Annotated in this window: 25 protein-coding genes; 8 read left to right on the top strand and 17 right to left on the bottom strand. The window is 67.1% G+C overall.

The features are described from left to right. Positions 1 to 47 precede the first annotated feature (47 nt). Entirely contained in the window at positions 48 to 1025 is a 978-nt protein-coding gene (locus tag QM841_RS16975) for a proline dehydrogenase family protein (protein WP_283332877.1), read from the bottom strand. Next, on the bottom strand, positions 1022 to 2662 hold the full coding sequence (gene pruA, locus QM841_RS16970; RefSeq protein WP_283332876.1) for an L-glutamate gamma-semialdehyde dehydrogenase: 1641 nt from the start codon (positions 2660 to 2662) through the stop codon (positions 1022 to 1024). Before pruA ends, QM841_RS16975 begins: the two co-directional genes overlap by 4 nt. Before the next feature lie 156 nt (positions 2663 to 2818). Here pruA and QM841_RS16965 point away from each other — a divergent pair, with 156 nt between their 5' ends. Next, positions 2819 to 3409, top strand: a complete 591-nt coding sequence (locus QM841_RS16965; RefSeq protein ID WP_283332875.1) for a hypothetical protein — start codon at positions 2819 to 2821, stop codon at positions 3407 to 3409. A 432-nt stretch (positions 3410 to 3841) separates the two neighbouring features. Here the strand turns inward: QM841_RS16965 and QM841_RS16960 are convergent, their stop codons facing one another. Next, positions 3842 to 4969 (bottom strand): flavin-containing monooxygenase, encoded by a 1128-nt coding sequence (locus QM841_RS16960; RefSeq protein ID WP_283332874.1) that lies wholly within the window; start codon positions 4967 to 4969, stop codon positions 3842 to 3844. A 27-nt stretch (positions 4970 to 4996) separates the two neighbouring features. Beyond that, positions 4997 to 6016 carry a methyltransferase gene (locus QM841_RS16955; protein WP_283332873.1) on the bottom strand — a complete coding sequence of 340 codons (1020 nt, stop codon included), beginning with the start codon at positions 6014 to 6016 and terminating at the stop codon, positions 4997 to 4999. 107 nt (positions 6017 to 6123) lie between these two features. Between QM841_RS16955 and QM841_RS16950 the strand changes: the two genes are divergently transcribed. Both QM841_RS16950 and QM841_RS16945 read left to right on the top strand, forming a co-directional pair. Beyond that, on the top strand, positions 6124 to 7248 hold the full coding sequence (locus tag QM841_RS16950; RefSeq protein WP_283332872.1) for a helix-turn-helix transcriptional regulator: 1125 nt from the start codon (positions 6124 to 6126) through the stop codon (positions 7246 to 7248). 673 nt (positions 7249 to 7921) lie between these two features. Next, the gene (locus QM841_RS16945; protein WP_283332871.1) at positions 7922 to 8263 is read left to right on the top strand and encodes a WhiB family transcriptional regulator; all 342 of its coding nucleotides are present in this window, start codon (positions 7922 to 7924) and stop codon (positions 8261 to 8263) included. Between the two features lie 39 nt (positions 8264 to 8302). Here the strand turns inward: QM841_RS16945 and phoU are convergent, their stop codons facing one another. The 6 genes from phoU to QM841_RS16915 form a co-directional block, all read right to left on the bottom strand. Next, positions 8303 to 8950, bottom strand: a complete 648-nt coding sequence (gene phoU, locus QM841_RS16940) for a phosphate signaling complex protein PhoU (protein ID WP_283332870.1) — start codon at positions 8948 to 8950, stop codon at positions 8303 to 8305. Between the two features lie 106 nt (positions 8951 to 9056). Next, entirely contained in the window at positions 9057 to 9527 is a 471-nt protein-coding gene (locus QM841_RS16935; protein WP_491932492.1) for a DUF7144 family membrane protein, read from the bottom strand. A gap of 369 nt (positions 9528 to 9896) precedes the next feature. After that, on the bottom strand, positions 9897 to 10238 hold the full coding sequence (locus tag QM841_RS16930; RefSeq protein WP_283332869.1) for a three-helix bundle dimerization domain-containing protein: 342 nt from the start codon (positions 10236 to 10238) through the stop codon (positions 9897 to 9899). Between the two features lie 241 nt (positions 10239 to 10479). Then, positions 10480 to 10968, bottom strand: a complete 489-nt coding sequence (locus QM841_RS16925; protein WP_283332868.1) for a hypothetical protein — start codon at positions 10966 to 10968, stop codon at positions 10480 to 10482. 172 nt (positions 10969 to 11140) lie between these two features. Beyond that, a complete protein-coding gene (locus tag QM841_RS16920; RefSeq protein WP_283332867.1) occupies positions 11141 to 11545 on the bottom strand; it encodes a DUF7144 family membrane protein in 405 nt (134 codons plus the stop codon). A 365-nt stretch (positions 11546 to 11910) separates the two neighbouring features. Continuing rightward, entirely contained in the window at positions 11911 to 13401 is a 1491-nt protein-coding gene (locus QM841_RS16915) for a CYTH and CHAD domain-containing protein (protein WP_283332866.1), read from the bottom strand. A 696-nt stretch (positions 13402 to 14097) separates the two neighbouring features. Between QM841_RS16915 and QM841_RS16910 the strand changes: the two genes are divergently transcribed. The 3 genes from QM841_RS16910 (at position 14098) to QM841_RS16900 (ending at position 16464) form a co-directional block, all read left to right on the top strand. Then, complete coding sequence (locus tag QM841_RS16910; protein ID WP_283332865.1) at positions 14098 to 14526, top strand: DUF7144 family membrane protein; 429 nt, start codon at positions 14098 to 14100, stop codon at positions 14524 to 14526. Positions 14527 to 14641: 115 nt separating this feature from the next. After that, positions 14642 to 15892: a cation:proton antiporter gene (locus QM841_RS16905; RefSeq protein WP_283332864.1), complete on the top strand. Its 1251-nt coding sequence runs from the start codon at positions 14642 to 14644 to the stop codon at positions 15890 to 15892. 173 nt (positions 15893 to 16065) lie between these two features. Further along, positions 16066 to 16464 carry a DUF7144 family membrane protein gene (locus tag QM841_RS16900; RefSeq protein ID WP_283332863.1) on the top strand — a complete coding sequence of 133 codons (399 nt, stop codon included), beginning with the start codon at positions 16066 to 16068 and terminating at the stop codon, positions 16462 to 16464. A gap of 313 nt (positions 16465 to 16777) precedes the next feature. On the opposite strand, the gene QM841_RS16895 is transcribed toward QM841_RS16900, so the two are convergent. The 3 genes from QM841_RS16895 to QM841_RS16885 form a co-directional block, all read right to left on the bottom strand. Next, positions 16778 to 17155, bottom strand: a complete 378-nt coding sequence (locus QM841_RS16895; RefSeq protein WP_283332862.1) for an SHOCT domain-containing protein — start codon at positions 17153 to 17155, stop codon at positions 16778 to 16780. A gap of 31 nt (positions 17156 to 17186) precedes the next feature. After that, the gene (locus QM841_RS16890; RefSeq protein WP_283332861.1) at positions 17187 to 17477 is read right to left on the bottom strand and encodes an SHOCT domain-containing protein; all 291 of its coding nucleotides are present in this window, start codon (positions 17475 to 17477) and stop codon (positions 17187 to 17189) included. Positions 17478 to 17678: 201 nt separating this feature from the next. After that, positions 17679 to 17882: a cold-shock protein gene (locus tag QM841_RS16885; protein ID WP_283332860.1), complete on the bottom strand. Its 204-nt coding sequence runs from the start codon at positions 17880 to 17882 to the stop codon at positions 17679 to 17681. 1178 nt (positions 17883 to 19060) lie between these two features. Between QM841_RS16885 and QM841_RS16880 the strand changes: the two genes are divergently transcribed. Beyond that, positions 19061 to 20602, top strand: a complete 1542-nt coding sequence (locus QM841_RS16880) for an alpha/beta hydrolase (protein ID WP_283332859.1) — start codon at positions 19061 to 19063, stop codon at positions 20600 to 20602. Next, a complete protein-coding gene (locus QM841_RS16875; RefSeq protein ID WP_283332858.1) occupies positions 20602 to 22155 on the top strand; it encodes a serine hydrolase domain-containing protein in 1554 nt (517 codons plus the stop codon). Before QM841_RS16880 ends, QM841_RS16875 begins: the two co-directional genes overlap by 1 nt. 296 nt (positions 22156 to 22451) lie before the next feature. Here QM841_RS16875 and QM841_RS16870 read toward each other — a convergent pair whose 3' ends face one another. From QM841_RS16870 to QM841_RS16855, 4 genes are all read right to left on the bottom strand, one after another. Next, positions 22452 to 23345 (bottom strand): hypothetical protein, encoded by an 894-nt coding sequence (locus QM841_RS16870; RefSeq protein ID WP_283332857.1) that lies wholly within the window; start codon positions 23343 to 23345, stop codon positions 22452 to 22454. A gap of 45 nt (positions 23346 to 23390) precedes the next feature. After that, a complete protein-coding gene (gene dapC, locus QM841_RS16865) occupies positions 23391 to 24491 on the bottom strand; it encodes a succinyldiaminopimelate transaminase (protein WP_280785103.1) in 1101 nt (366 codons plus the stop codon). A gap of 2 nt (positions 24492 to 24493) precedes the next feature. Further along, on the bottom strand, positions 24494 to 24817 hold the full coding sequence (gene fdxA, locus QM841_RS16860) for a ferredoxin (protein WP_005263360.1): 324 nt from the start codon (positions 24815 to 24817) through the stop codon (positions 24494 to 24496). Between the two features lie 108 nt (positions 24818 to 24925). Then, positions 24926 to 25687 (bottom strand): hypothetical protein, encoded by a 762-nt coding sequence (locus QM841_RS16855; protein WP_280785102.1) that lies wholly within the window; start codon positions 25685 to 25687, stop codon positions 24926 to 24928. Positions 25688 to 25833: the final 146 nt, after the last annotated feature.

Genomic DNA, 25833 nt, shown 5'->3' with positions numbered 1-25833 from the left:
CTCTACAACGACGCACCCCCACGGGAACCGATCCGCGACCGCGCCGGTCAGTCCCGGGTGACCACCGAGCGCAGGAAGAACCGCAGGTTCGAGGGACGCTCGGCCAGTCGCCGCATGAAGTACGCGTACCACTGACTTCCGTACGGCACGTACACCCGAACCTGCTTGTCCTCGTTCGCGAGCCGACGCTGCTCGACGTCCCGGATCCCGAACAGCATCTGGTGCTCGTAGGCGTCCGCGGCGCGGCCGGTGCGCCCGACCAGCGGGGCGACCGCGTCGATGACGGCCGGATCGTGCGAGGCCACCATTGGGTACCCGGACCCGTCCATGAGGATCCCCAGGCAACGCAGATATGACGCGTCCACGGCAGCGCGGTCCTGGAAGGCCTCGGACTCGGGTTCCCGGTACGCCCCCTTGCAGAGCCGGACCCTCGACCCGGGGCCGGCGAGGGCGCGGCAGTCGTCCTCGGTGCGTCGCAGATACGACTGCACCACCGCACCGAGCCAGGGGTAGTCGTTGCGGAGTTCGCGCACGATCGCCAGCGTCGAATCGGTGGTCGTGTGGTCTTCGGCGTCCACGGTCACCCACACCCCCGCCGCCTCCGCGGCGGCGCAGATCGTGCGGGCGTTGTCGGTGGCGATCCTGCGACCGTCGCCGGCCAGTGCCAGCCCGAGCGCCGACAGTTTCATCGACACCTCGAGGCGGCGAACACCCGAAGTCCCTTCCGCTGCTTCCGGTAGCGCACCGAGATCGGCTACGAGCGCCAGATATTCGTCGACCGTCGCCTGGGCTCCCGCCGCGTCACGCGTGTCTTCACCGAGGAAGTCGATCGACACCGACCGGCCCGAATCGAGGATCTCCCGGACGGCTGCGAGCGCCGACTCCCGGTTCTCCCCGGCGACGAAGCGGTCGACGAGTTTCCGGGTGACGGGGGCGCCGGTGACCGCCCGTTTGACGCGGGACGACCGGGCGGCCGCGAGGATCGCCGGGCGCAGCGGATTCGCCAGAACGGTGGGCGCTTTCATTCCGACCCCATGTGCGGATATCGGTAGTCGGTGGCCGGGACGAACGTCTCCTTGATGGTGCGGGCCGACACCCACCGCAGCAGGTTGAGCTTGGACCCGGCCTTGTCGTTCGTGCCCGAGGCGCGGGCCCCGCCGAACGGCTGCTGCCCGACGACGGCACCGGTCGGCTTGTCGTTGACGTAGAAGTTGCCGGCGGTGAACCGGAGAGCAGACGTTGCCTGCTCGACGGCCTGGCGGTCGTCGGCGATCACCGCGCCGGTCAGCGCGTACGGGGCCGCCGAGTCGACCTTGCCGAGCACGTCGGCGAACGCGTTCGGCGCCGAGTCGTCGTACACGTGCACCGTCAGGATCGGACCGAAGTACTCGGTGGTCATCGCCTCGTCGGCGGGATCGTCCGCGAGGAGCACGGTGGGGCGGACGAAGTAGCCGACGCTGTCGTCGTACTTGCCGCCGACGGCGATCTCGAGACCGGTGGCGCTGCGGGCGCGTTCGATGGCCGCGACGTTCTTGTCGTAGGCGCGGCGGTCGATGAGGGCCCCGCCGAAGTTCTCCAGATCCGTCACGTCACCGTAGGTGAGGGCGTCGACTTCCGCGGTGAACGTGTCCCGCATCCGCCGCCACAGCGACTTCGGGACGTAGGCGCGGGAGGCGGCCGAACACTTCTGGCCCTGGTATTCGAACGCGCCGCGGATCAGCGCCGTCCGCAGCACGTCCTCGTCGGCCGAGGCGTGCGCGACCACGAAGTCCTTGCCGCCGGTCTCCCCCACCAGTCGGGGGTAGCCGGCGTACTTCCCGATGTTCGCGCCCACCTCGCTCCACAGATGCTGGAACGTCCGGGTCGAACCGGTGAAGTGGATGCCCGCGAGGCGGGGGTCGCTCAGCAGCACTTCCGAGACCGCCTGCCCGCTGCCGGTGAGCAGATTGATCACACCCGGCGGCATTCCCGCCGCCTCGAGCAGTTTGATGGTCCAGTACGCGGCGACGGTCTGCGTCGACGACGGCTTCCAGATCACCGTGTTGCCCATCAACGCGGGCGCGGTCGGCAGGTTCCCCGCGATCGCGCTGAAGTTGAACGGCGTGATGGCGTAGACGAACCCCTCGAGCGGACGGTATTCGAGCCGGTTCCACACCCCGGGTGAGGAGATCGGCTGGTCGGCGAGGATCTGGCGTGCGAAGTGAACGTTGAAGCGCCAGAAGTCGATCAGTTCGCACGGCGCGTCGATCTCCGCCTGCTGGACCGACTTCGACTGGCCGAGCATCGTCGCCGCGGCGAGCGTTTCGCGCCACGGCCCGGACAGCAGGTCGGCGGCGCGCAGGATGACCGCGGCCCGGTCGTCGAACGAGAGCGCCCGCCAGTCCGGTGCCGCGGCCGTGGCCGCCTCGACCGCCGCCGACGCGTCGTCGTGGGTGGCGCTGCGCAGCGTGCCGAGCACGGCGGCGTGCCGGTGGGGTTGCACGACGTCGACGCGCTCGCCGTTGCCGTGCCGGTGTTTGCCACCGATCACGTGCGGGATGTCGACGGGATTGGTGGCGATGTCGGTGAGTGCCGATTGCACTCGGGAACGTTCGGGATTGCCCGGCGCGTACGTGTGGACCGGCTCGTTGGTGGGCACCGGAACCTGGGTGATGGCGTCCATGCTGCCTGCCTCCTGCCCTCAGATCGTGAGGAACTGTGACCGGGACCGCGGGCGGACGGGGACACCCGTCCGAGCGGAACCCTTGAGCCCAGGTTAGCGCCGGACGGGGGTACTCATCCGGTTTTGACGCGCGGGTCGGCTGGCTACCATCGGCACATGGCCGAACGGAATCGCGTGTCACCCCGATCCGAGATCGTCGCGATTCCACTCCGCGGCCGGTTCATGGGAAACCGGGGCTGCCTGCACCGGGGGCACACCGTCGTGCGCAACCATGCGGGCAAGCGGTGGATCATCTGCGTCACCGACTACCCGGCCCGCACCGTCGCCCAGTGGAGCGACGGCCACTACACCGTCCTCTTCTTCCACGACGAGGCGGTGGCCCTCGCGGCCGGGCACCGGCCGTGCGCCCTCTGCCGACGCGAGCGGTACAACGACTTTCGTCTCGCGTGGCAGTCGGCCCACGGGGGTGGGCTGCCGGGCGCGGACCAGATGGACGCCCGGCTGCACGGAGAACGGCTGGCCGGTTCCCACCAGCGCATGCACGAGGCCGCGTGGTCGTCGTTGCCCGACGGGGCCTTCGCGCTGTTCGACGGCGGACCCGCGGTCGTGCTGGGTGACACGGTCGTCCCCTGGTCGGCCGAGGGATACGGGACTCCGGCGAACCGGCCGACCGGCACCGCCACCGTCCTGACACCGCCGTCCACCGTCGCCGCCCTCGCAGCCGGCTACCGACCGGACGTCGCGTAGGACTGTAGACGCTAAGAACGCCGCTCAGGCCCCTGCCCCGGCCCCGCAAATTCTGCACCCGGTGATCTACCTGCTGAGATCCCGATCCTCCGGCGGATCCCGCGGCGGCGGCTCCTGCGGTGCCCATACCGGCCCCGGTGACAGCACCCGTCCCAGTGCCCTCGGCCACCGAACCGGGCCATGACGGGACGGCACCCGCGCCGCTCGCCCAGCCAGTTCCCGCACCCCCGGTCGAGTGCGGCCAGGGTGCCGTTCAGGATTGCGCGGTTCCCCCCAGCGCCACACGGCTCCGCACGTCGCACAGCACCGGGGAGGCTGGCGAGGTTTGCCGCCGCAGGTGGTATTCGGTGCGGTGGTCAGGGTTCTGGTCTGCGCTGGAGACCCGTGCGTAGCCAGCGCCGGGGCAGGGCGGGAGAATCCTACCGCCGACGCTCACCGCAGTTCCCGCGCGATCGCTCGGGCCGCGCGGCGAGCCTGCTTCGCCGCGAACCCGATCTGCGACGGCCTGGGCACGAACCCGATGAAACGCAACCTCTCGGCGGCCGGCTTTTCACCGGTGGCGTGCGGCCAACCTCGCTCGTCCAGTACGCCGAGGTGCCCGACCAGCTTTTCGAGTTCCTGGCGGAACCCCGTCGCGCAGACCATCGCCTCCGGGTCGATTCGCACACCGTCCACCAGCCACACGCTGTCCGCGTCGAGTGACTCGACTCCGCGAACGACCTCGATGGACCTGTCTCGGATCGCGGCGACGAGCTCCTTGTCGACGATCGCCGGTGCCACGCCGAGGCGCGCGCTGCGGGCGAAGATCCCCTCGTCGGGGATCGGCAATCCGAACTCGCGCAGGTCGCCGATGCTCCTCTCCCGGCCGAACCGAGCGATTGCGTCCGCGATAGGGACCGGGGCATGGTAGAGCGGCGTCGCGATGAAGTCTCCCGGCATGCCACCAGGTCCCTGGCGGAGCATGATGTTCGGCGGCGTGCGAGCCGAAAGCCAGACCTTTGCCGCGCCTCCGGTGGCGAGGTCGTAGGCAATTTCCATGCCCGAGCAGCCCGCTCCCACCACGAGGACCCGTTTCCCGTTGTACTGCGAGGGATTCCGGTACTGCGAGGAATGAACCAGTGCACCCCGCCAGTCCCCGCGTCCGGGCCAGTCCGGGACGAAGGGCTCATGATCGAAGCCGGTCGCGACCACCACCTCGGCAGCGTCGACCGAACCGGCAGCGGTGGTCAACCGCCAGTGCCCGTCCGTTAGGTCGAGCCGTTCCACCGGGCAGCCCAGGCGCAGCTCGATCCCGTCCGCACGTGCGTGCCGCTCGAGATGCTCGATCACCTGTTCCCGCGTGGGAAAGGTCGGTGTGCCCTTGGGGTAGGGGCGGTTCGGCAGGTGGGAGAACTGCCTGCCGGTGTTCAGTCGCAGCCGGTCATAACGAGAGTGCCACGACGAACCGACTTGGTCGGCTCGGTCGATCAGCAACGGGTTGATGCCACGGTCGGCGAGGGCCACCGCCGCCGAGACCCCGGAGGTGCCGGCACCGACGATTGCGACTGGATGCTCACTCATCGTGTGCTCCTTGGGTGTTGTCTTGTTTCATGCGGTTTCAGCGACAATGACGCTCATCGGGCCGGTGAGCGAGCGGTGGTCGCGGTAGCGCCAGCCAGTGTCCTGCAGCCAGGCGATGCCTTCTCCGACGCTGTAGACGTCGCCGTGTTCGAGGTGGACCGCGAATTCGCCCGCCATCAGGGCCGCCGCGACCGGCTGGGTGTGGGTGGGGTCGGTCCAGAAGTCGGCAATCAGCAGCGTGGCGCCGGGTGCGGCGACGTCGCGAATGCGTTGTAGCAGAGCATAATTCTGCTCCGGCGACCAGTAATGCACCAGGTTCGCGACCAGGAAGGCGTCGTATCCAGCGGGCAGCGGGTCGGCCATCGCGTCGCCGGCGCATACGTCGATTCGCCCCGCCAGCCCGACCGACGTGATGCGGTCCTGCGCGGTCTGGGCAACCGCCGGCAGCTCGAACACGGTCGCGCTCAGTTGCGGGCAGTGGCGCGCCACCGCGATGGACCAGGAGCCGGTGCCGCCGCCGATGTCGAGGAGTTGATGACTACCGAACAGATCGACCGTGTCCGGCAGGGCGAGCGAGGGGCCGGCCGAAAACGCCTCGATACCGATCGAGGCGATGGGTTGCACGGCGGCGTCGAGGTCGAAGATCTGGCGTTTCGGCCCGCGGGCGAGTGCGTCGGCCAGGTCTTCCCACGCCGGGAAGCTGATCTTGTCCCAGAACCGCAGCAGCGGACGCAGGTCGGCGGGCGATCCGCCGGCGAGGAACGCGGCCGCCGTCTCGGTATTGACATACTGTTCGTCTCGGCGTTCGAGCATACCCAGCGCGACCATGGCGTCGGCGCTGATCCGGGTGGCTCGGGCAGTAAGCCCGGTGCGGGCGGCCAGGCCATGCAGGTCGGTGGGGCCCTCGCCCAACGCCTCGAACAAACCGAGTTCGCTGGCGGCGAAGAGGTGTTTGGCGGCCATGAACCCGGACGCCAGCTGCATGATCGGCTCCGGGTCAGGCAGGTCGTGGTCGGTTTCGGCGGAGGTACGGGCTGTCATCGTCATGAAACCAGCGTCGTCGTTGTCGGTTCTGCGTCATATCCCTGAATCCTGGGCAATTCACCCAGATTTCTGGGGTAGGCAGCCCTGACCTGCTGCGATACACTTCGGGCATGGCGCAGAGCTCGCTGCCACGCGTCCGCGATCAAATCTCGCGTGCCGCCGCCGACCAGCTGGACTGGGTGGGGTACAGCGCGCGAATGAGCGAGGCCCTGCGCACGGTGATCCCACATGACCGCTGCTGCTGGCACACCGTCGACCCGGGCACCATCCTGTTCACCGGCAGCGTCAACCGGAACGTTGGGTGCTCCGGATCCTGGTTGGCGCACTACGAATACGAGGTCGAGGACGTCGACAAGTGGGCGTTTCTTGCGCACAGTGGCCGCCTGGCGGGTGCACTTAGTCTGGATACCCACGGAGACTTGTCCCGCAGTGCACGGCACCGTTCGCACGAGGCGTACGGAATCGGCGACGAGCTGCGGGTCTCCCTGGTGTCGGACGGGGTCTATTGGGGTGCAGCGGCATTCCTGCGCGATGCGGGCGCGCCGTGGTACACCGCCGAGCACGTCCGCGCAATCGCCGCGCTGGCGCCCGCGCTCGCGACCGGTCTGCGACGTTCGATGCTCCACGAGGTCGAGGCCGCCGTGACGACCGTGGACTACGGCCCCGGCGTGGTGGTCTTCGACGCCGCGGGCAACCCGGAATCGGTCTCACCCGCCGCGGAACGCTGGATCGACGACATTGTCGAGGTCCCGGCGCCGTCGACGCCGTTCGAATCGAAGGTCGTGCAGGCCATCGCGGCCCGGGCGCGGGCGATCGAACCGGGCACCGATCCGCTGGAACTTGCCGCGCGCTCGCGGGTACGCACGCGATCCGGCGCGTGGCTGTTGCTGTACGGGACCAGGCTTTCCGGCGTCGAAGACGGACGCACCGCCGTCATCATCCAACCCGCGACGCCGCATGAGATCGCGCCCGTCATTGCCATGGCCTACGGACTGTCCCAACGCGAATGCCATCTCACTGCGCTGTGCATCCAAGGGCGATCGACAAGGGAGATGGCGCACGCAATGTCGTTATCCGTCTACACAATTCAAGACCACATGAAGTCGATCTTCGACAAGACCGGGGTGCGCAGCCGCGGGGAACTGGTGGGGCAGATATTCCTCGAGCACTACGCGCCACGCTGGGAGCTTGCGGCATCCCCGCCATCCGGATGGTGGGCGAAGGGCATCAACTGAATTCGCCGAACTCTCAGCTGTGCGTATCTGCTTCACGACCAATGGCGCGCCAACCAAGAAGGTTCACCGCCCGAACCATCTCTCCTTCCACGACGCCGGCGCTCACCGACAGTGTGCCGTCGACCAGGAAGGTGCCCCTCGCACATTCTGTCGCCGCCGCAGCGAACGGAGGTGGCCCCGATTCCCTCCATTCGTCCTGCAAGCCCAATCCCAATTCACACGACCAACGGAGGCTCCGCGAGTCCGGCAGGCAGCGCCATATAAAGCCGCGAAATCAATGCCACCTATCGCCGTGAGTCACAGCCATCAGCTTGTCGAAAAGTGCAGTGGGCTAGGGTTTTCGACCCAGTTTCTCGACACAGGTTTTCGCGCCTCCGACGTGCCGAATCCGCCGGTCAGAGGCGGTGTCGACAATGGATCGTTTTCCGGACGCGTTTGGCGCCCCACTTTCAGTTCATCTGGCGCTGTCAGGGGCGATGTGCCATCGATGACTGTCCCTCTCTGGCGACTCACTGGCCCTTCGCGCGCCGGAGACGGCAGAACGGAGTGCGGGCACGGCGAGGTCGGGTAGTGCCCTGGTAATTCTTCGCCCCGGCGGAACGAGTCCAGGTTTGATCGCCACACGTCACCCTGCGACGGTTCCCCGGGATGTCCGTCCGGAGGCCCCCTTCCCATGGCATCGCTACCGTGCCCTGTTCCACCGCCCGTGCACCCCGATGGTCGCGATCCGCGGCGCACCGACCCCCCTGGTCCGCTCGTCGCCGAGTGGGGTGCCCGGGCAGCGTGCCAGGGCGTCGACGCGGCGATCTTCTTTTCTCCCGACAAGGAACGCGGACTCGACCGCGCCCGCCGGGAAGCCGAAGCGAAGCGGCTCTGCGCGAGCTGCCCGGCGCTCACTCTCTGCCGCGACTACGCCCTGTCCGCTCCCGAACCGTATGGCACCCGGGGCGGGATGAGCGAGACCGAGCGACGCCGATACGCTCGCCAGCAGCGCCGCGCCGCGAGCATGCAGTAGGCCCGTCGCGGTCCACGGTGGCGACCCGAGTGCGCCGGTCTACGGGCTCAGGGGTTCGCCGGTGACGAGGAAGATCACCCGGCGCCCGACCACGACGGTGTGGTCACCGAAACGTTCGTAGAAACGCCCCAACAAGGTGACATCGACCGCGGCCGGGATGCTGCCGGACCAGGCCGGATCCTCGAGCAGCGTGAGCAGTCGTCGGTGCAGGTCGTCGAGTTCGTCGTCGCGTCTGCCGAGCTCGGCGGCCAGCTCGGGATCATGGGTGCGCAGGACCTGTTCGGCCAGGCCCGCCAACGCGGTCGCCGCTCGCCCCATCCGGTTCAGGATTTCTTCCGTCTCCCCCGAGGTGACGTGGTTCGGGTGCCGGCGGCGCACACTCTCGGCCACATGCTGCGCCAGCCCGCCCATCCGGCTCAGATCCGACACCAAATGCACCCCGGTGACGACCTGGCGCAGGTCCCGGGCGACGGGGGCCTGCAACGCCAGCAACGCCATCGCCTGCTCCTCACACGGACCGTGTAACCGCTCGATCTGCTCGGTGAGGTCGAGGACCCGCTCGGCCCGCGGAAGATCGGCCCGGACCAGGGCGTCGGTGGCCGACTCGATGGCCTCACCGGCGAGGTGGCACATCAGCGCCAGCCGGTTGGTCAGGTCGTCGAGCTGTTCGTGAAACTTCAACCGCATCGGCATCATCCTGGGGTATCCGCAGCGGCTAACGACCTGCTGGGCGATCCGCACGGAAGATCGCTCGTCGATGACGGGTCCGGTCCGACCATGATGCCGACCGGAATTACCGTGTGGGAGTGCCGGTACTGCGGAAGCTCCCGTCTCGCAGATCCTGGTCCGGGTTCCACGTCGACACGGCCCAGATGACGACGACGTCGAGGGCGATGATCAGCAGTGACCACGCCGGGTAGTAGGGCAGCCACAGGAAGTTCGCCAGAATCGAGATCGCGGCGACGATGACAGCCGACACCCTCGCCCACCCGGCGCCGGTGAACAGGGCGAGTCCCACGATCGCGACGAGGGCGCCGAGGACGAGGTGGATCCAGCCCCAGGTGGTGAGGTCGAACTTGTAGACGTAGTCGATCCCGCGGACGAACACTTCGTCGTCGGCGACCGCGGCGATGCCCTGGCAGAACTGGATGAAGCCAACGGTGACCATGATGATGGCCGCGAACATCGACGTGCCGGCCGCGAAACTCTGTTTGGTCGAGGGGTACTCGGACGCTGGGCCCACCCCCACGCTGCGATCGGACATGTCTGGTCCTCCCCGAAGCTTCGATGTGTCGGTACGACGATTGTCCGCCGCCGCGTGCTCCGTTCGCGGGAGAACCCGGATTCCGGCTGGAGGGTCCGGGTGACCATCTTCGCCGGATGACTGGGAATCCGGCCAGCTGGGTCGGTTGGTCGGTCTTGTATTTGTTTGTTTGTGCGGACTGGGATGTGTTTGTGCGGGTCACCGGCACTGTGGCTTCACAGTAGAGCGCGAGAAATCGCCGGCGACAGATCACCGCTGCTGCGTGATGGTGGCGGTGAGCTCTGGGGTGAGCTTCTCGGCGTCCGACCCCAGATGGCGCGCGGGGCTTCGCATTCCCGCTCCTGGGCCTCGCCCCCTCATGGAACATGATTAGGACAGGCGGGGTGCGCGACGGGCGAAGGCACCCCGCACACCGCGCACTCTCCCGCTGCTGATCACTGCCGGTGCCGCCGGTTCGGCGTGTGCGGTGGCGGGAAGTTCCGAGGTTCGGATCGGTTCCGGGGGCGCCGGTGTCCGGCTGTACGTGGCGTCGAGTGTGCGGGTGGTGGCCCGCTCGATCAGCAGGGGAACGAAGTCCCGGACGCGGCAGCCGTCGAACCGGTCAAGCGTTGCCGCGATCAGATCCTCGACTATCTCGGGTTCGAGATCGGGGTAGCGCTGGAACAGCCGGGCGCGGACGACATCGAGGGCGTGTTTTTCGTTGTCGTCCATGAGAAGAATTGTCCTGCCCGGACGCTCGGGCGGGGACACTTTTCGATATCACTTTTCACTGGGTTCGGCGTGGTGAAACGGATCCTCGATGCAAGTCTGATATTGGCGACCGCGTCGCGGCCTGGTTCCGGTACCGCCTGTCGAACACCGGCAGTGTCTCGAATGCGGCTGGTGTTGGGCCTAAACACCCGCGGCCATCGTTGCGCCGGGTGAGGCGGCGGAGGGTGTGCGTCGGTGGCTGTTACCGTCCCGCACCGGATTCGGACGCGGTAGAAAAGGGGCTGGGGCCGAGAGCGACGATGATCGAGGTCCGGTGGAGTCCGATCTCGGTCCAGCTGGTGGTGACGGTCAGCTTCCCGGTCCGAGGGTAGGCGCCGATCCAGTATGACGGCGTCGCCCGGTAGGGCCCGGATTCCCCGGTGGGCGGTTCGCTTCGGTGGAGGGCGTCGGCAGGCCCGTCGAGATCGTCGGCGCGGACCTGCACGCTCAGATCGGACCACCGCGCCGACCAGTCGTTCGGGTCGGTCAGGGGACGGGTTTCGTAGCGGGCGAAGTCGGCGCGGATCCCGGTGACCCGCATCGCCAGTTGCAGCAGCAGCCCCGACGTGTACGCGGTGACCGCGGACAGTTCCAGGTCCAGGTCCTTCTCGGCAACGATCGGCGTCGGGGGGTGCACACGAAGGCCCCGATCTGCCGGTGGCACGAGAGCCGGCCAACGATGGCGGCGCATACCCTCATCATCGCACCACGCACCGTTCCTCGGTGGTGGATCAGCCAGGGGACAAGAGGTTTCCGATCGCCGTACCCCACATCTTCGCGTGCGGTCTGGGCGCGCATCTCACCCTGCCCCCACCGCGTTCACGACCGAAGATCGTCGAGAGTACCGGCGTCGATCGCGTGTGTCAGTGCCGGGCCGAGCGAGGGATCGCAGTCATGACTGCCCAGATCATCGCCGTGTCGATCGCGATGATCGCGATCGCCCACGCCGGGTAGTGGGGCAGCCAGAGGAAGTTGACGACGATCGATGCTGCCGCGAGGGTGACTGCCAACGTTCGCGCCCACAGGCCACCGCGGAACAGGGCGGCGCCGACCAGTGCGATCACAATTCCGAGCACGAGATGGACCCACCCCCACACGGTCAGGTCGAATTCGTAGGTGTAGTCGGTGATGACGACGAAGACCTGGTCATTGCCGATCGCGGCGATCCCCTGCAGGATATGCAGCACACCGCTGGTGACCAGCAAGATCGCGGCACCGATCATCGTGTCGGCGGCGATCTCTTGACGGACGGTCGACTTGTCGGTCACGACGATTCACCTCTCGGGACGCCGATGTTGTATGCCCGTTCTCAGTGTGCACCGCTCACCAGGCGTTTGATCCGCGATTGCGCGCATTTCGATCAGACAGAGGTTCTGGAGTCGGGTCCCTAGGAGGTGAATGAACTCGAAATGGCGCAGCGGGGTGCGGTGTCGGTTCCGTTGCCGGTCGCCAGGACTTGGTCACCGCCCAGGCGGCGGTGTAGTCGTCGAGCTCCTCGAGTTCCCGCCGGGACGTGGGTGAGCAGACGTGCGAGCAGCCCGCCCGCCGGGAGACGCCGGGCACGTCGATGCCGTGTCCACCCGTGGATCGGGGTGTCATGAGCCCGTCGGCGGTGCGCGCGGTGCTCGAAGGGTCAGGTGGTGAGCCGGGCGGCATCGTCGCGGGCACGCCGGGCGGCCTGCAGCTCGAGCCCGTAGAGCAACCCGAAGGTGAACCCGTTCTCGCCGCCGGTGCTCCCGGCGCGGGCCCCGAGGGCGCGGAGGGTCCCGAGCGCGACCACGCTGTCCTGGTGCTCCCCGAGAACCTTCTGGACCTTCTTGTATGCGGCGACCCGCTTCTTGCCCTTCTTCTTCCCGACCAGTCCACGGGTGAGTTCGCCGGCGTAGCGGGCCCGCTTCGCGGCCTTCCGGGCGCGGTGCAGCGCCACGTCGCCGCCGTCGTCGAGGGCGGCCGCCAACCTTCTGTCGGCCTTGCGGCGCGCCTTCCGCGCGGCCTTCTTCAGCACCCGCTCACCGGAGGCTGCGTCCCCGGTCAGCGGCGGTGCGGTGCGCCACAGCGCCAGCGCGGCGAGCAGAGCCCGATACCGGTCACCGTCGACGGTCGCCATCACCTCGGCCCGGTACCGGAGTTGCTCGGCGAGCAGATCATTCTCGATCCGGGCGGCGACCGGACCCAGCACCAGCTCCTCGGGCAGGTCGGTGACCGCGGCGGCGAACCGGGCGCGCTGGACCTGCCGGTCCCGCACCTCACCGAGCACCCCCGCATACCAGGACAGTTCCACGTCGAGCCGCGTCCGGGCGGCGGGATCCAGCACCTTCTTGAACACCCGCAGGGTGCTGCGGAACCGCCGGATCCCGACCCGGGTGGCATGGACCGAGTCCAACCCGCGGCGCAGCCACACATCCCCGGCGACGATCGCCTGCACCTGGGTGTCGAGGTAGGCGGTCAACAGCTCCCGAACCACCTCCGCCCCGGAACCGTCGGCGGCGGAGTCGTTATCGGTAAGGCCGGGACCGTTCGGGTTCAGGGCCCGGGACAGTTTCGACGGATACCGGGACGGGCGGGCGCCCTCACGGGTCAACCGTTCACCGATCGCCTCGAGCAGCTTCCCGTCGCCTCTCTCGCCCAGTTCGACCTCCACCTCGCGCCACTCGCTGGCGACCGCGCCGTCCCCGGCCGCCGCGGCGGCCGCGGTGGCGCGGACCGTGTCGTCGGCGACCTCGGTGAGCAGGTTCCCGTCCGGGTCGAGCATCCGGAGCCGGAGCCGGACCGTCGAGATCGACGCCACCGGGTGCACCGGTTTTCCCAGGGCCACCCCCGAGACCAGGGCGGCCAGCTCGCCGGGCACCGTGTCGTCCGCGGTGAGCGGCACCCGGATTTCGGTGCGCGCCTTGCGGTCGGGGACCTTCAGCTGCCACCCTGCGTCGGTGTCGCCGGTCCGGCGCCGCAACGTGACGCGCTGGCGGAGCAGGTCCCGGTCCGCGGTGTCGAAGTATTCGCTGTCGAGGGTAACGGTGTCTTCCTCGAGCCGGCCGCCCGGCGGGACCAGGTCGTCCAGGTCCGGTACCGCGAAGTCGGCGCCGACGTCGTACTTGTCTTCCCGCTCCTGCTGCGCCTTGCTCATGGATTCAGACTGCCCGTCCGGCCCGGCGGGTAATCGTGATCTCGTGAAACCCGTGCAGTGCGCCGTTGTGCACCCACAACCACTGCGAATGCCGAAAGGGGCGATCGCACCATCCATTCCGCTGCACCGAGTGTCCCATGGTGCGGGGCGACCTGGTTGAAGCGCACGATCCCCGGCCGGGCGTGCGGCAACGAGTCTTTCCCTCTCCTTTCTCGCGCGCCCGGTTTGTGTCGTTCATCGAGATCTTGCTGTTGCCGGCATGCCTGGTTGTGGATCCGCATCGAAGGCGAAACGCGGAACCGGTGACCTGCTACCGCTATCCGGCCCGTGCGTGGGAAGTGCTCGGTCCATGGCAGTTCGCCGTCCCGGCATCCGTATCAGACGAGCTCGGGGGCTGGGCGGAAGGCGCTGCACGACTCGGTCGGCGACGGCACGGAGGCACGGGCCCCGTCTCCCGCACGGCGCCGATTCGGCTCCCATCGGTCGGGCTGTCGCAGCCGGGCATCACAGATATATCAGGCCGACGGCTGCGGGACGGGGTTCGCCGCTTCTGAGTGGGCGGGGCGACGTGCGGTCCTGGTCCTGGAGACCAGTCTGCGGGCCCACACCTGCCGCGAAGTGCCGCCAGCACGGCCCGACAAGAGGACAATCAAACCTGCCGGAACACTTCATGCGTTGCCCGGGAAGGGAACGGTCATGTCCGAGGAATCTGTGGTCAAACGCGATGTGGTGCAAGGGTCCGCGAGGGGTGGGGCGGTTCTGCTCGTCACCGTCGGTATCCTCGAAGTACTCCAGGGCCTGTCCGCGATCGCCAAGGACGAGGTAATCGTCACCGGAATCGACTACACCTACCAATTCGACCTCACCGCATGGGGATGGACCCACCTGGTTCTCGGCGCGATCGTCACTGCCGCCGGAATCGCCCTGTTCACTGGTGCCGCCTGGGCGCGAGTGACCGCCATGGTGATCTGCGCGGTCTCGATCCTCGTCAACTTCCTCTGGTTGCCCTACTACCCCATGTGGGCGATCACGATCATCGCCCTCAACGCCGTGGTGATCTGCGCCGTCTCGACATGGCACCCCGACAAGGACCGAGTCGCACAGCCCAATCCACCGGCGAGATAAACAGCCAAGCGAACACGGGACAACGAACAGTGCGACATGCACGCACGGAGCACAGGCGGCCGTCGACACGACCTCGTGCCGCGGTGATGTCGACCGGCGGTGAGGCGTGGCCGGCATGACGTGGGCGTTGCCGGCGATCGCGGTGGTCCTGCTCGGCTTCGTGGCGATTTCGGGGCGCGTTGCGGGCACGCCGATCACCGCCCCGATCGTCTTCACCGTCAGCGGGTTCCTGCTCGGCGGGGAGGCGGTCGGCGTGGTCGATGTGCACGCCACCGCCGAGATCGTCAAACTGCTCGCCGAGGTGACCCTGGCATTGGTGTTGTTCTCCGACGCTGCACACGTCGACCTGGCCGAACTCCGTACCGAGATCTCCTTGCCTGCGCGACTTCTCGGTATCGGTCTGCCGCTGACCATCGCGGCCGGATTCGGTGCCGCCGCGATCGTGCTCGGCGACCTTGCCTGGCCCGAGGCGTTGTTGCTCGCGGTGATCCTCGCCCCCACCGACGCCGCGCTTGGTCAGGCCGTGGTCACCCTCCCCGTGCTGCCGATGCGGATTCGGCAGGGCTTGAACGTCGAGAGCGGGCTCAACGACGGGATCTGTGTGCCGTTGTTCCTGATCGTGCTCGCGATCGCGCATGCCGAGGCGGGCACGATCGGCGGCGGTGCGGCTGCCCGTCTGGTCACCGAGCAGATCGGATACGGAATCGTCGCGGGGGTGGGCGCAGGGGTACTCGCGGCCGCGGTCCTGGTGACCTCCAGTCGGCGCCGCGCCCTCGATCCGCTGTGGGCGCACACCGTGCCGGTGACCGCAGCCCTGCTCGCCTACACCGCCGCCGTGCCGCTGGGCGGGTCCGGATTCATTGCCGCGTTTGTCGGCGGACTGACCTTCGGTGCACTCTGGCGCCGCGCCGACGTCGATGTCGGCAACGCCGGGCACATGATCGACGAGGCCGGTGACCTGTTCAGCGCCGTGACCTTCATCGTTTTCGGGGCCGTGCTGCTCGGTCCCGCACTCGGTCGTCTCTCCTGGGCTGTGCTGGGGTACGCCGTCGTGAGCCTGACCGTCGTCCGGATGTTGCCCGTTGCGCTGTCCTTGGTCGGCACGCACCCCCGCGCCCCGACCGTGGCCTTCCTCGGCTGGTTCGGGCCCCGGGGCCTGGCCACCATCGTCTTCGCCATCCTCATCGTCGAAGAACCGGGCGAGCTACCCCACGAAGAACTACTACTGACCACCGCGGTGATCACGATCGCGCTCTCCGTCCTGGCGCACGGGCTCACCGCCAGCCCCCTCGCCGACCGCTATGCCGCCTGGTCCCGGGACCACCCCCACCCGGAGACCCGACCCGCCCCGGACACTCGACGGTGATCCCCGCACCCGCACCTGTGGCCACGCGCATCGTGGTCATCGACCGGCGGGCGGGTCCGCCGCCGATGGAGGTCCTTCATAGTCCAGCCCACATTCCGCGGCGGACCCGATGGACTGAGGCGGACAATGAGCAGATACGGCGTGCGGGCAGCCCCGCCGGAAGGGGGTACATCATGACCGAGGAGTCGTCGACCGAACAGCGCGTGGTGACCGCCACATCGCTCGGGGCGGCCAGTCTGGTGCTGACCGTCGGTCTCCTCCAGTTCGCCCAGGGCATCGCCGGTGTCGCCGAGAGCGAAGGGTTCTCGGTGGGTTACGAGTACACCTACCGGTTCGACCTCATCGTCTGGGGCTGGTTTCACATCGCCTTCGGGGTGCTGCTCTGCGTGGTCGGTCTCGCGTTGGCCGCCGGCGCGCGTTGGGCGCGGGTAGCGGCGATCGTCCTTGCGGCCATTTCGATCCTCGCCAACTTCCTGTGGCTGCCGTACTACCCGTCCTGGTCGATGGTGATCATCGCACTTGATGTCGCGGCGATCTGGGCGGTGTCGACCTGGAAGCCACCACCGTTGTGAAATGAACGGAACCGTCGGGTTGTCCGCTTTCGCCGCCGACAGGGTCACCGTGCGCTCCGCAGCAACCCCGCCGTCGACCGGATAGAGCAGCAGGTGAACAGATGCCATCACCTGAGCGCCAGGCTCTGGTGCGTGCCGCGGCCTCGGCGGGAGGCTGGTCGACGGGCCCGTCCACCGTGCTCATGACCCCCGCCCCCGCCCGCGCCGACGGAACCTGACGGGAGTGTCCGTGCGATCGATCATGGCCGTTGCCTCTCCTTCGATGGCGGCAGTGCGGGTTGTGAGAAAGGGTGTGCCTCGGCGCCTTTCGGTGCTAGGTCAGCGCTTTGCTCTTGAGGGTCTCGAACTCTTGCGGGGTGATCGCCCCCGAATCGAGCAGTGCCTTGGCGTCGGCGATCTGCTGCGCCGGGGATTTGCCCGCGATGTCCCGGATGTGGCTGTCCTGGGCCTGTTTGACCTGCCGGAAGGCCGCCGCGGACCGCTCGGTCATGCCCTCGTTACGCACGATCAGGTAGATCAGCGCCGACAGGAACGGAATCAGGAACAAGAACAACAACCACAGCGCCTTGAGCCACCCGGACATCCGGTGGTCGCGGAACAGATCGGTGATGATCTGAAACAGCACCATCAGGTAGGACACGAACAGGAAAGAGACGATGACGATCCAGAAGAAATCCCAGAAACCGTCCATTGTCGGTGCTCCGTCCACTCGGTGATTCCGGTCAGGAGGCCAGGATCCTGGCCTTCTCGGCGTTGAACTCGTCGTCGGTGAGAACCCCCTGTGTGCGCAGTTCACCGAGTTGTTTCAACGCGGTGAGACGATCGGCATCACCTGAGGGCGGAGGCGATGCCGGCGGGGCGGGCGGCGGCGGTGGTGGTGCAGCCTGCTGCGTCGGTGGCGGCTGTTGGGCGGCCCAGCGTTGGCCTTGCCGCCGCGAGACCCGGTTGGAGACGGTGGTCGCGGTTCCCTCGATCACGGCGGTGCGGGCGATTCCGCGGAGAAGTCCGGGCACGGTGCGCTCCTCGGGTTATCGGGCGGGCCGTCGAGAGCATCGAGCGCCGCGAGGATGCCTTGGACGGGTACCCGCCCGTGGCACGCACCAGAGACGGTGGTCCGCCTGGGGCGATCCTCACTACCTCAGGCAATGGTGGGCCCGGCGACGCGCGGACCGTCCCGCTCGAGGACGCCGGCCCGCTGCACGGCGCCGATCGGCTCAGACGGGGCGCACATTCTGGGCGTAAACCCCTTTCGGTTCCCGGCCGACCTCGAACTCCACCCGCTGATTCTCCTCGAGCGACTTGTACCCGCTGACCTGAATCTCGGAGAACTGGACAAAGAGGTAGGCGCTGCCGTCGTCGGGGCGGATGAATCCGAAGCCCTTCTCGCCGTTGAACCAGTGCACTGTGCCCTGCGCCATGGTCATTCACTCCCTGCAGCCGACGAGACGGCGCCTCCCACCGAGGGCCGATCTCGACACCCTGACCGTCCCCGCACCCCGGATGGCCGGAGGGCCGAACAACTGGTGTCCTCGATCGGAGGATGCCAGAACGAGCACCCTGTGTGTAGGGGCGAAGGTCCTACAACATCGGTCTCGGCACGCGAGCGCGATTCGTACCCCCGGCGACATCGACACCATCGAACTGAACGAAGCCTTCGCCGCACAGGCCGTCGCCCGGTCACCCCGTCGGCGCCGCCCGAGCCATGCGAAGGATCTCCTCCGACGCGACCTCGACGAGAAATTGGGCGCCTAATTGACAGTCGTATTCGCAAGCCATGCGAATAGCCAACCTGCCAGTTTACATAATATAAGTTATCCGTACTTCGAAAAAGATTGTGTACAAGCATATTTGGCGCACAACATAGCCAAGGCGATCGCTGCGGAGCGCGGGCTGATCGCTCGATTAGGCGAGCCGCAGACCGGGCAGGGCGGAGTGCTGTCCTGCAGAACCTGATAGCAGTCCCTGCATCGGAAGGAAGGGGGTTGCTCGACTGGCGGCTGCGCCTTCGGCCGGCTGCGGTCTTGCGTTGGCGGTCGTGATCGGCACACCTACCAGATCTCTTCGGGCTGATCAGCTCATTGGATCCTTATAGTGTGCGTCGCCTCGTCTTGGGACTCGTCCATCTCGCACGGGACAAGTTCTGCGGTCATAGGGACCATTATCGCCCGTGGATGCGGCCCGATCGGGGAGCCGCGTCAGATTCCACGTTGGTGGCCGTTCGAGTGAGGGAGCGTTTTGAGTGTCCTGTAAGAGGAGCGCGAGCGGGACGCTGGGCGCGCGTATGGACAATCGACTGGACGGGCTGCCTTTCATCATGACCACAGCGGGCAACTGGCCGTCCCTGACGCCAATCGGGGAATCTATCGCACCGACTATCTTGTTTTGCGGCGGTGATCTCGCGCCGCCTATGGAATGCCTTCTCAACCGAGCTGGCCGACCGCACGATTCGATTCATCACCGAACGGCTACATAAGGATCGCCGGATTTCATCGGTTCTCAAACTTCCGGTATATGGGGTGTGCCAGGATTTATCTGGGTAAATACTCGGGCCGAGCCGAACACAAGGTTCGGGCGGTCGCCATTCAGGGTGGTCGACATGCGGTTTGTGAACCAGATAACGGCGATTGCGTTCGTCTCGATTCTCGTCAGCTCAGCGTGTAGCAACAATTCCGATCCGTCCAGTTCGCCACCGACGACTGTGGCTCATCCGCCGGCGGAGTTTGTCGAGGGTCCATGCGCGAAGACGCCGAATCCGGTCCCACTGCTGGAGAATGCTCGCTGCGGGGACTTGGTGGTACCGGTGAACCGCACCAAAGAAGACAGCGGAACCTTGCGCTTGGCAGTAGCGATCGTTCCGTCGGAAACGCAGCCGCCGACCAAGGCTCCGATCGTCTTTCTCATGGGCGGGCCCGGTCAGGATGGGGTCACGGATCCCCCGATCAACCCGGACGTCCCGCTGAACCGTGATCGCGATCTGATCCTGATGGGACAGCGCGGCAACGCGACGTCCAGCTCGCCGTTGCCCTGCCCGAAGATTTTCGAGTTCTTCGCCCAAAGGATCGGAATGGCGTGGAACGCTGAGTCCACACGGGATGCGTACGTAGAAGCGGTGAAGGATTGCCACGACCGCCTGGCTCCCACCGTTGACCTCTCGGCGTTCAATTCGACCGAGAGCACCTATGACCTGATTGATTTACGCAAGGCACTCGGCCTCGAGAAGTGGAATGTGTTCTCCCACTCGTACGGTACCGACCTTGCGCTGATCTACATGCGTCAAGACGCCGACGCTATCGAGTCGATCGTGTTCGACGGAGTGACGCCTCCATCGGTTGGTGCCCTGGGGTGGACCTGGGCCAGCGCTCGCCAAGCATTCGACAACATGGTCAAGGCGTGTGAGGACCAGCCAGCATGCAAAGAGCGCTATCCCGACCTGGGGGCAACGTTCATCCGGCTGGTCAATGAGCTCGAGGCGAAGCCCATCACCACGACGGTCAACGTTGCGGGTGTAGGAGAGACGAAGGTTGTCGTCGACGGCGGAATGCTGCTGAACTGGTTTGTCCCCGTGGCTACCCATCTACCGAAAGAGTTCCCATCAACGGTCGATGAGCTCGCACACGGGAATGCGCAGCCCATTGCGTCGCGTTGGGCCGAGGTGTGGGGGCATCCGGAGAGGGGCGTCCTCCATTGGGGCCTCACCCTGAGCATTTGGTGCCGTGAATGGATCCCGTTTGAGACCGTCGAGCAGTCAATGCAACAGGCGGAAAAGGAATTCCCTGAACTGCCGGAGTCCGTTCGGGCCCAAGCACCGCAGTTGCCGTTCCTGCGCGACGCCTGCGAAGTGTGGGACGTGCCGAAGGCTCCTGACTCGATCCGAGACATCACCGTGAGTGACATCCCTTCGCTTGTGCTGTCGGGAACCTACGACGGGCAGACCGGAGCGGTGTGGGGCGACTACATCGCGAAGGATCTCTCGCAATCCATAGTCGCGGTAGTGCCCGGAGCTGCACACGGTGTGTATGCAGAGCCGCCGTGCGGAGCAGAGATAATCGCGTCGTTTTTCGACGATCCGGAGAAGCCGGACACATCCTGCGCGGACACGACGCAACTGCCGGCATACGACATTCTCCCGCCACGCTGATGACGACCGAGGTGTTCGCCGTCGGTGGCCCTGAGTTGTCGCGCCGGGCGGTGCTTGGCGGGGCGGTCGCCGGGTTGGCGGTGTTCGTATTGCCGGCATGTTCGTCGAAGGAGTCGACCACCACAGCTACGAGCGTCCCGGCGAACGCGAAGGAAGCGTTCAACGAGCTCGACGCCAAGATTGACAAGGCGATGAAGGACTACGCGATCCCCGGGGTTGCGGTTGGCGTCATTGCCGACGGTGAGGAGTACATCAAGGGGTATGGGGTCACCAATGTCGACCACCCGATACCGGTGGACGGCGACACCCTGTTCCGGATCGGCTCCACGACGAAGACGTTCACCGGAACGACCGTGATGCGCCTCGTCGACGAGGGCAAGGTCGATCTGGAGGCACCGATACGCCAGTATCTGCCCGATTTCGCGGTCGCCGATCCAGAAGCCAGCGCCACGGCGACGGTGCGACAACTGCTCAACCACACGTCGGGTTGGCTCGGTGACGATCTCCAGGACTTCGGTCGAGGCGACGACGCGATAACCAAGTTTGTGGCGTCGATGACCCGGCTCCCACAAAAGACCCCGCCGGGCACGGTCTTCGCCTACAACAATGCGGGGCTGGTCGTGGCGGGGCGGATTGTCGAGGTCGTGACCGGATCGGTCTACGAGGACGCCGTCCAGAAGATGCTGCTGGACCCGCTCGAGTTAAGTCACACCCACTTCTTCTCGGACCAGATAATCGGCCGGAATATCGCCGCCTCCCACAACGTCGACGACGGAAAAGCCGTTGTGGACCCGGGCTTCTGGTTCTTCTCGCGCAGTTGCAACCCGACCGGATCGTTGATTTCCAGCGTGCGAGATCAGGTGCGCTACGCGCGCTTCCACCTCGGCGACGGCACTACACCCACAGGAGATCGGTTGATGAGCAAAGACTCGCTCATCGCCATGCGTTCCAATCCAGGCGTCGGCGGCACGCTTCAGGTCGAACTCACCGGCATGGGAGTGTCATGGATGCTGCGGCCGTCCGCGGAGAACGAGACGATCGTCCAACATGGCGGGACCTGGGCGGGTCAACGATCCGGGTTCTTCATGGTGCCCAGCCGTAACTTCGCCATGACCGTGCTCACCAATTCCGAGGGTGGAGGGAAACTGCTCAACGAACTGTTCGCCGAGGACTGGTCGCTTCGCCGCTTCGCCGGAATCAGTAACCTGCCCGCGACGCCCCAGAAGTTGAGCACGGCCGAGTTGGCGCCCTACGAGGGGGCGTATGCCACTGACGACATCGATCAATCGGGCACCCTGGGGACCGTCGTGATCAACTTCCGCGGCAAAGACGGCCAGCTCGTCGGCAACATGAGCGACACCCCGGATGGCACCTACCTGCCGGATGAGCAGACAGTCCCGAATTTCGGTCTTGCGCTTTACAAGACCGACTATGGGCTCGACCTTGGCCCCGACCTCAAACCCACCGGCACCCGATCCAACTTCGTTCGGGGGTCCGATGGGAATGTCGCCTGGTTCAGCAACCACGGACGGCTCTACCGACACCTGCAGTAAATAGCCGATCCACCCCGGGGAAGCCGGTGGCGCAATGCGAAATTTGAATCAGTTCACAGTCCTGGCTTTGCTGTGGTTCTCGCCAGCGGGGCATGTTCGAGTTCGCCGTCCAGCTCGCCGCCGACCACCGTGGACCATCCGCCGGCGCAGTTTGTCGAGGGGCCCAGTCGCGAAGACACCGGAACCGGTGCCGCTGCTGGCCAACGCTCGCTGCGGAGAGCTCGCCGTGCCGGTGAAGGACATGAACTCACGCTAGAACCTGAACGGGGCTCGAGGTCAAGGATCCGGGACGTTCCTCAGCCGAGATCGTCGACTGCGCGCCGCGCTTCCTCGACGCGCCGCTCCGCCGCGTCGAGGTCTCGTTCCCCCCGGTGCACCGCCTCCGCCGAAGCCTTCTCCGCGTTCCGCGTGAACTGCCGCTCCTGCTCGGCGTGTTCGAGTTCGGCGCGCAGTTCCTCGATCCGGTGGTCGATCTCCGTCAGCGTCGACCGCGCCTTTTCCAGTTCCGTTCTCGCGTCGGTCAGTTCACCGCGGACCTCATCGGCCCGGGACGTGACTTCCGCCAGTTCGGCCTCGGCCGCCGCGCGTTCGGCGTCGCGGTCCCGCTCCACCGGCTTCTTCTTCGACTTCTTCCCCGGCTTGTCGGCCGGGGGCGCGGTGGCGGGTTCGGACGTCGAGGTCTTCTTCGCGGTCTTTCCCTGGACGACGGAGAGTCCGGCCGGACCGAAACCGCTGTAGCTCGCCGCCGTCACGACCCGGCCACGCCGCACCTGTTCGGCGGTCTCGGCGTCGGCGAGTGCCGCGTGCAGCGTCTGACCGACATCCCGCAGGGCGTCCTCCCCGACCGTCCGGCCTCGCTCGGCGGCGAGTTCACCGGCCTTGCGCGCCAACGCCCGCACCACCTGCTGCCGCTGCGTGTTCAGCCGCCGAAGGTCCGGGCCGGACAGGTGTCGCTGCGCGTCGCGGAGGGCTTCACCGAGAGTGAGGAGCGCGTCGACCTCGTCGGGGAGCTCGCGGGCGAGCAGATTGACGAGCCAGCCGACGACCGTCGGCTTCCGCAGCTTCCCGATCTCGGTCGCCAGCGCGCGGTCCTTGTTCTCCCGCGCCGCAGTCACCTGCGCGGTGCGCGCCTCGACGAACTCACCGGGGTCGAGGCCGTACAGTTCGTCGGCGACGTCGTCGAGGGTCACGGCCCAATACTTGCACCGTGACCGCTCCGTTCGTGCCGACTCGGGTCAGACCAGTCGTTCGGCCGCGGCCGCGATTCGTTCGTCGCTGGCCGTGAGCGCGATGCGCACGTGGGTGCCGCCGCCGGGACCGTAGAACTCCCCCGGCGCCACGAGAATGCCCCGCTCGGCGAACCACTCGACGGTGTCCCGGCAGGCTTCGCCGCGCGTCGCCCACAGGTACAGCCCGGCTTCGGAGTTGTCGACGGTGAATCCGGCGCCGCGCACCGCTGCGAGAAGGATCTCGCGGCGACGGCGGTACCGCTCACGCTGCTCGTTCTCGTGGTCGTCGTCGCTGAGCGCGGCGGTCATCGCCGACTGGATCGGCAACGGCACCATCATGCCCGCGTGCTTGCGGACCTCGAGAAGTTCGGCCACCAACGCCGGGTCACCGGTGACGAACCCCGCGCGGTAACTCGCGAGGTTGGACGTCTTCGACAACGAGTGCACCGCGAGGAGCCCGGTGAGATCGCCGTCGTTCACCCGCTCGTCGAGGATCGAGAGGGCTTCACCTTCCCAGGTCAACCCCAGGTAGCACTCGTCGGACGCCACGATGGCGCCGCGGCGACGCGCCCAGTCGACCACCTTGCGCAGATGCTCGAGACCGAGCACCTTGCCGGTGGGGTTGGACGGCGAGTTCACGAAGATCAGCGACGCACCCTCCGGACCGAGCCGGTTGAGACCGTCGGCCCGGATCACCCGCGCACCCGCGAGGAGCGCACCGACCTCATAGGTCGGGTACGCCAGCTCCGGGATGACCACCAGGTCGTCGGCGCCGAGCCCGAGAAGGCGTGGCAGCCAGGCGATGAGCTCCTTCGTGCCGATCGCGGGCAGCACCGCAGCCGGATCGATGCCGGTGATTCCGTAGCGGCGGCGCAGCGCCTCCACCGCGGCGTTACGCAGCTCCTCGGTGCCGTGCGTCGTCGGATATCCCGGAACCGCGGCGACCGAGGTCAGCGCGTCCTGGATGATCGGGGCGACCGCATCGACGGGGGTCCCCACCGACAGGTTGACGATGCCACCCGGGTGGGCGAAGGCTTTCGCCTTCGCCGACTCGAGCGAGTCCCACGGAAAGTCGGGAAGTGCTGTGGCTACCGGGATACGAGGCACACCTAGTCCTCGCCCATGGGGGGCAGAGCCTTGACGAACGGCGGGTCGTAGTCGACCTTGCCCAGCTTCGCCGCGCCGCCGGGAGAACCGAGGTCGTCGAAGAAGTCGACGTTCGCGGCGATGTAGCCGTTCCACTGGTCCGGGACGTCGTCTTCGTAGAAGATGGCTTCGACGGGGCAGACGGGTTCACAGGCGCCGCAGTCCACGCATTCGTCCGGATGGATGTAGAGCATCCGCCCGCCCTCGTAGATGCAGTCGACAGGGCATTCCTCGATACACGCCTTGTCCAACACATCCACGCACGGTTCAGCAATCGTGTAGGGCACTGCCGCTCTCCCTGCCTTTCTGACACGAGTAGGCACGAGGTACGGGCTGCTTGTACCCCGCGGAAGAAACTATTATCGCCTGCCCGGCGGACCTCTCTGCGGTGAGGGTTACCTGACCCGGCGTACCGCCGCGGGCAGCGGCGCGTGGGACGCGATCCACTGCTCGCCCTGTTTCGCCGCTCTCACCAGCGCGCCCCGTTCGCCGAGATACCCGGCCACCACACCGACCACCGGGATGTTGCCCAGCAGCGAGTAGGTCGAGCCCGGCCCGGGACGCTTGTCGAGTTCGTCACTGAGCGCGCGCACCGTGCGGGCAGTGCGCCACAGCGCGCCGATCAGCCCGAACGGGCGCCACACGGACGCGCCGTCCGCCGAATCGGATCTCGTCGTGTCGGCGAGCACCGCGTCCGTCTCACGCCGGCAGAGCACGGACGCCAGCAGGTCCACCTGGTCGGACCGATTCGTCACGCCGTGCTCCCGGGCGACGGCGACGAGAACGACCGCCTGATTCGCGAACCCGAGCACGTCCTGGATCGGGAGCCGATTGAGAAGCACCCCGAACATGCCCGGGAATGCGACCGCGATCGTGTTCAGCGCGCCGATCCGCGTCACCCACCACCGTGCCCGCTCGTCGTCGCTCGCCTTCTCCCACGACGCCGTCCCCGGGAACTGCACGGTGTCGAGAACCCAGGCGATCCCGTCGAGCAGCGCCTCCGCGGCGCCCCGGTCCTCCGCTGTCGGGGTGAACGTCCGGCTCTTGATACCGAACGGATCCGTGAGGGCCAGATCGAGCACGGGGTTGATGCCCCGGGCAGCGCGATCCAGGATGCCGACGACCGTGTCGTCGCCCAGCCGATCCGTCTCGCTCATGCCGCCGGTGTCCTTCCCTCGCGTCGGGCGTGTGTGGTGGTGCGTTCGCGTGCCGGGCGGCCGATTCCCTCGGCGATGGCCCGCAGTTCCTCGACGGTCTTCTCGGATCCGTGCTCCGAACCCGCCATCCGGGAGATGGTCTCCTC

This window comes from Rhodococcus sp. IEGM 1307 (assembly GCF_030056915.1).
In the GTDB taxonomy this organism is placed as follows: domain Bacteria; phylum Actinomycetota; class Actinomycetes; order Mycobacteriales; family Mycobacteriaceae; genus Rhodococcus_F; species Rhodococcus_F opacus_D.
The sequence above is the reverse complement of the archived record's forward strand: the minus strand, read 5'-3'. Positions and strand labels throughout refer to the sequence as shown.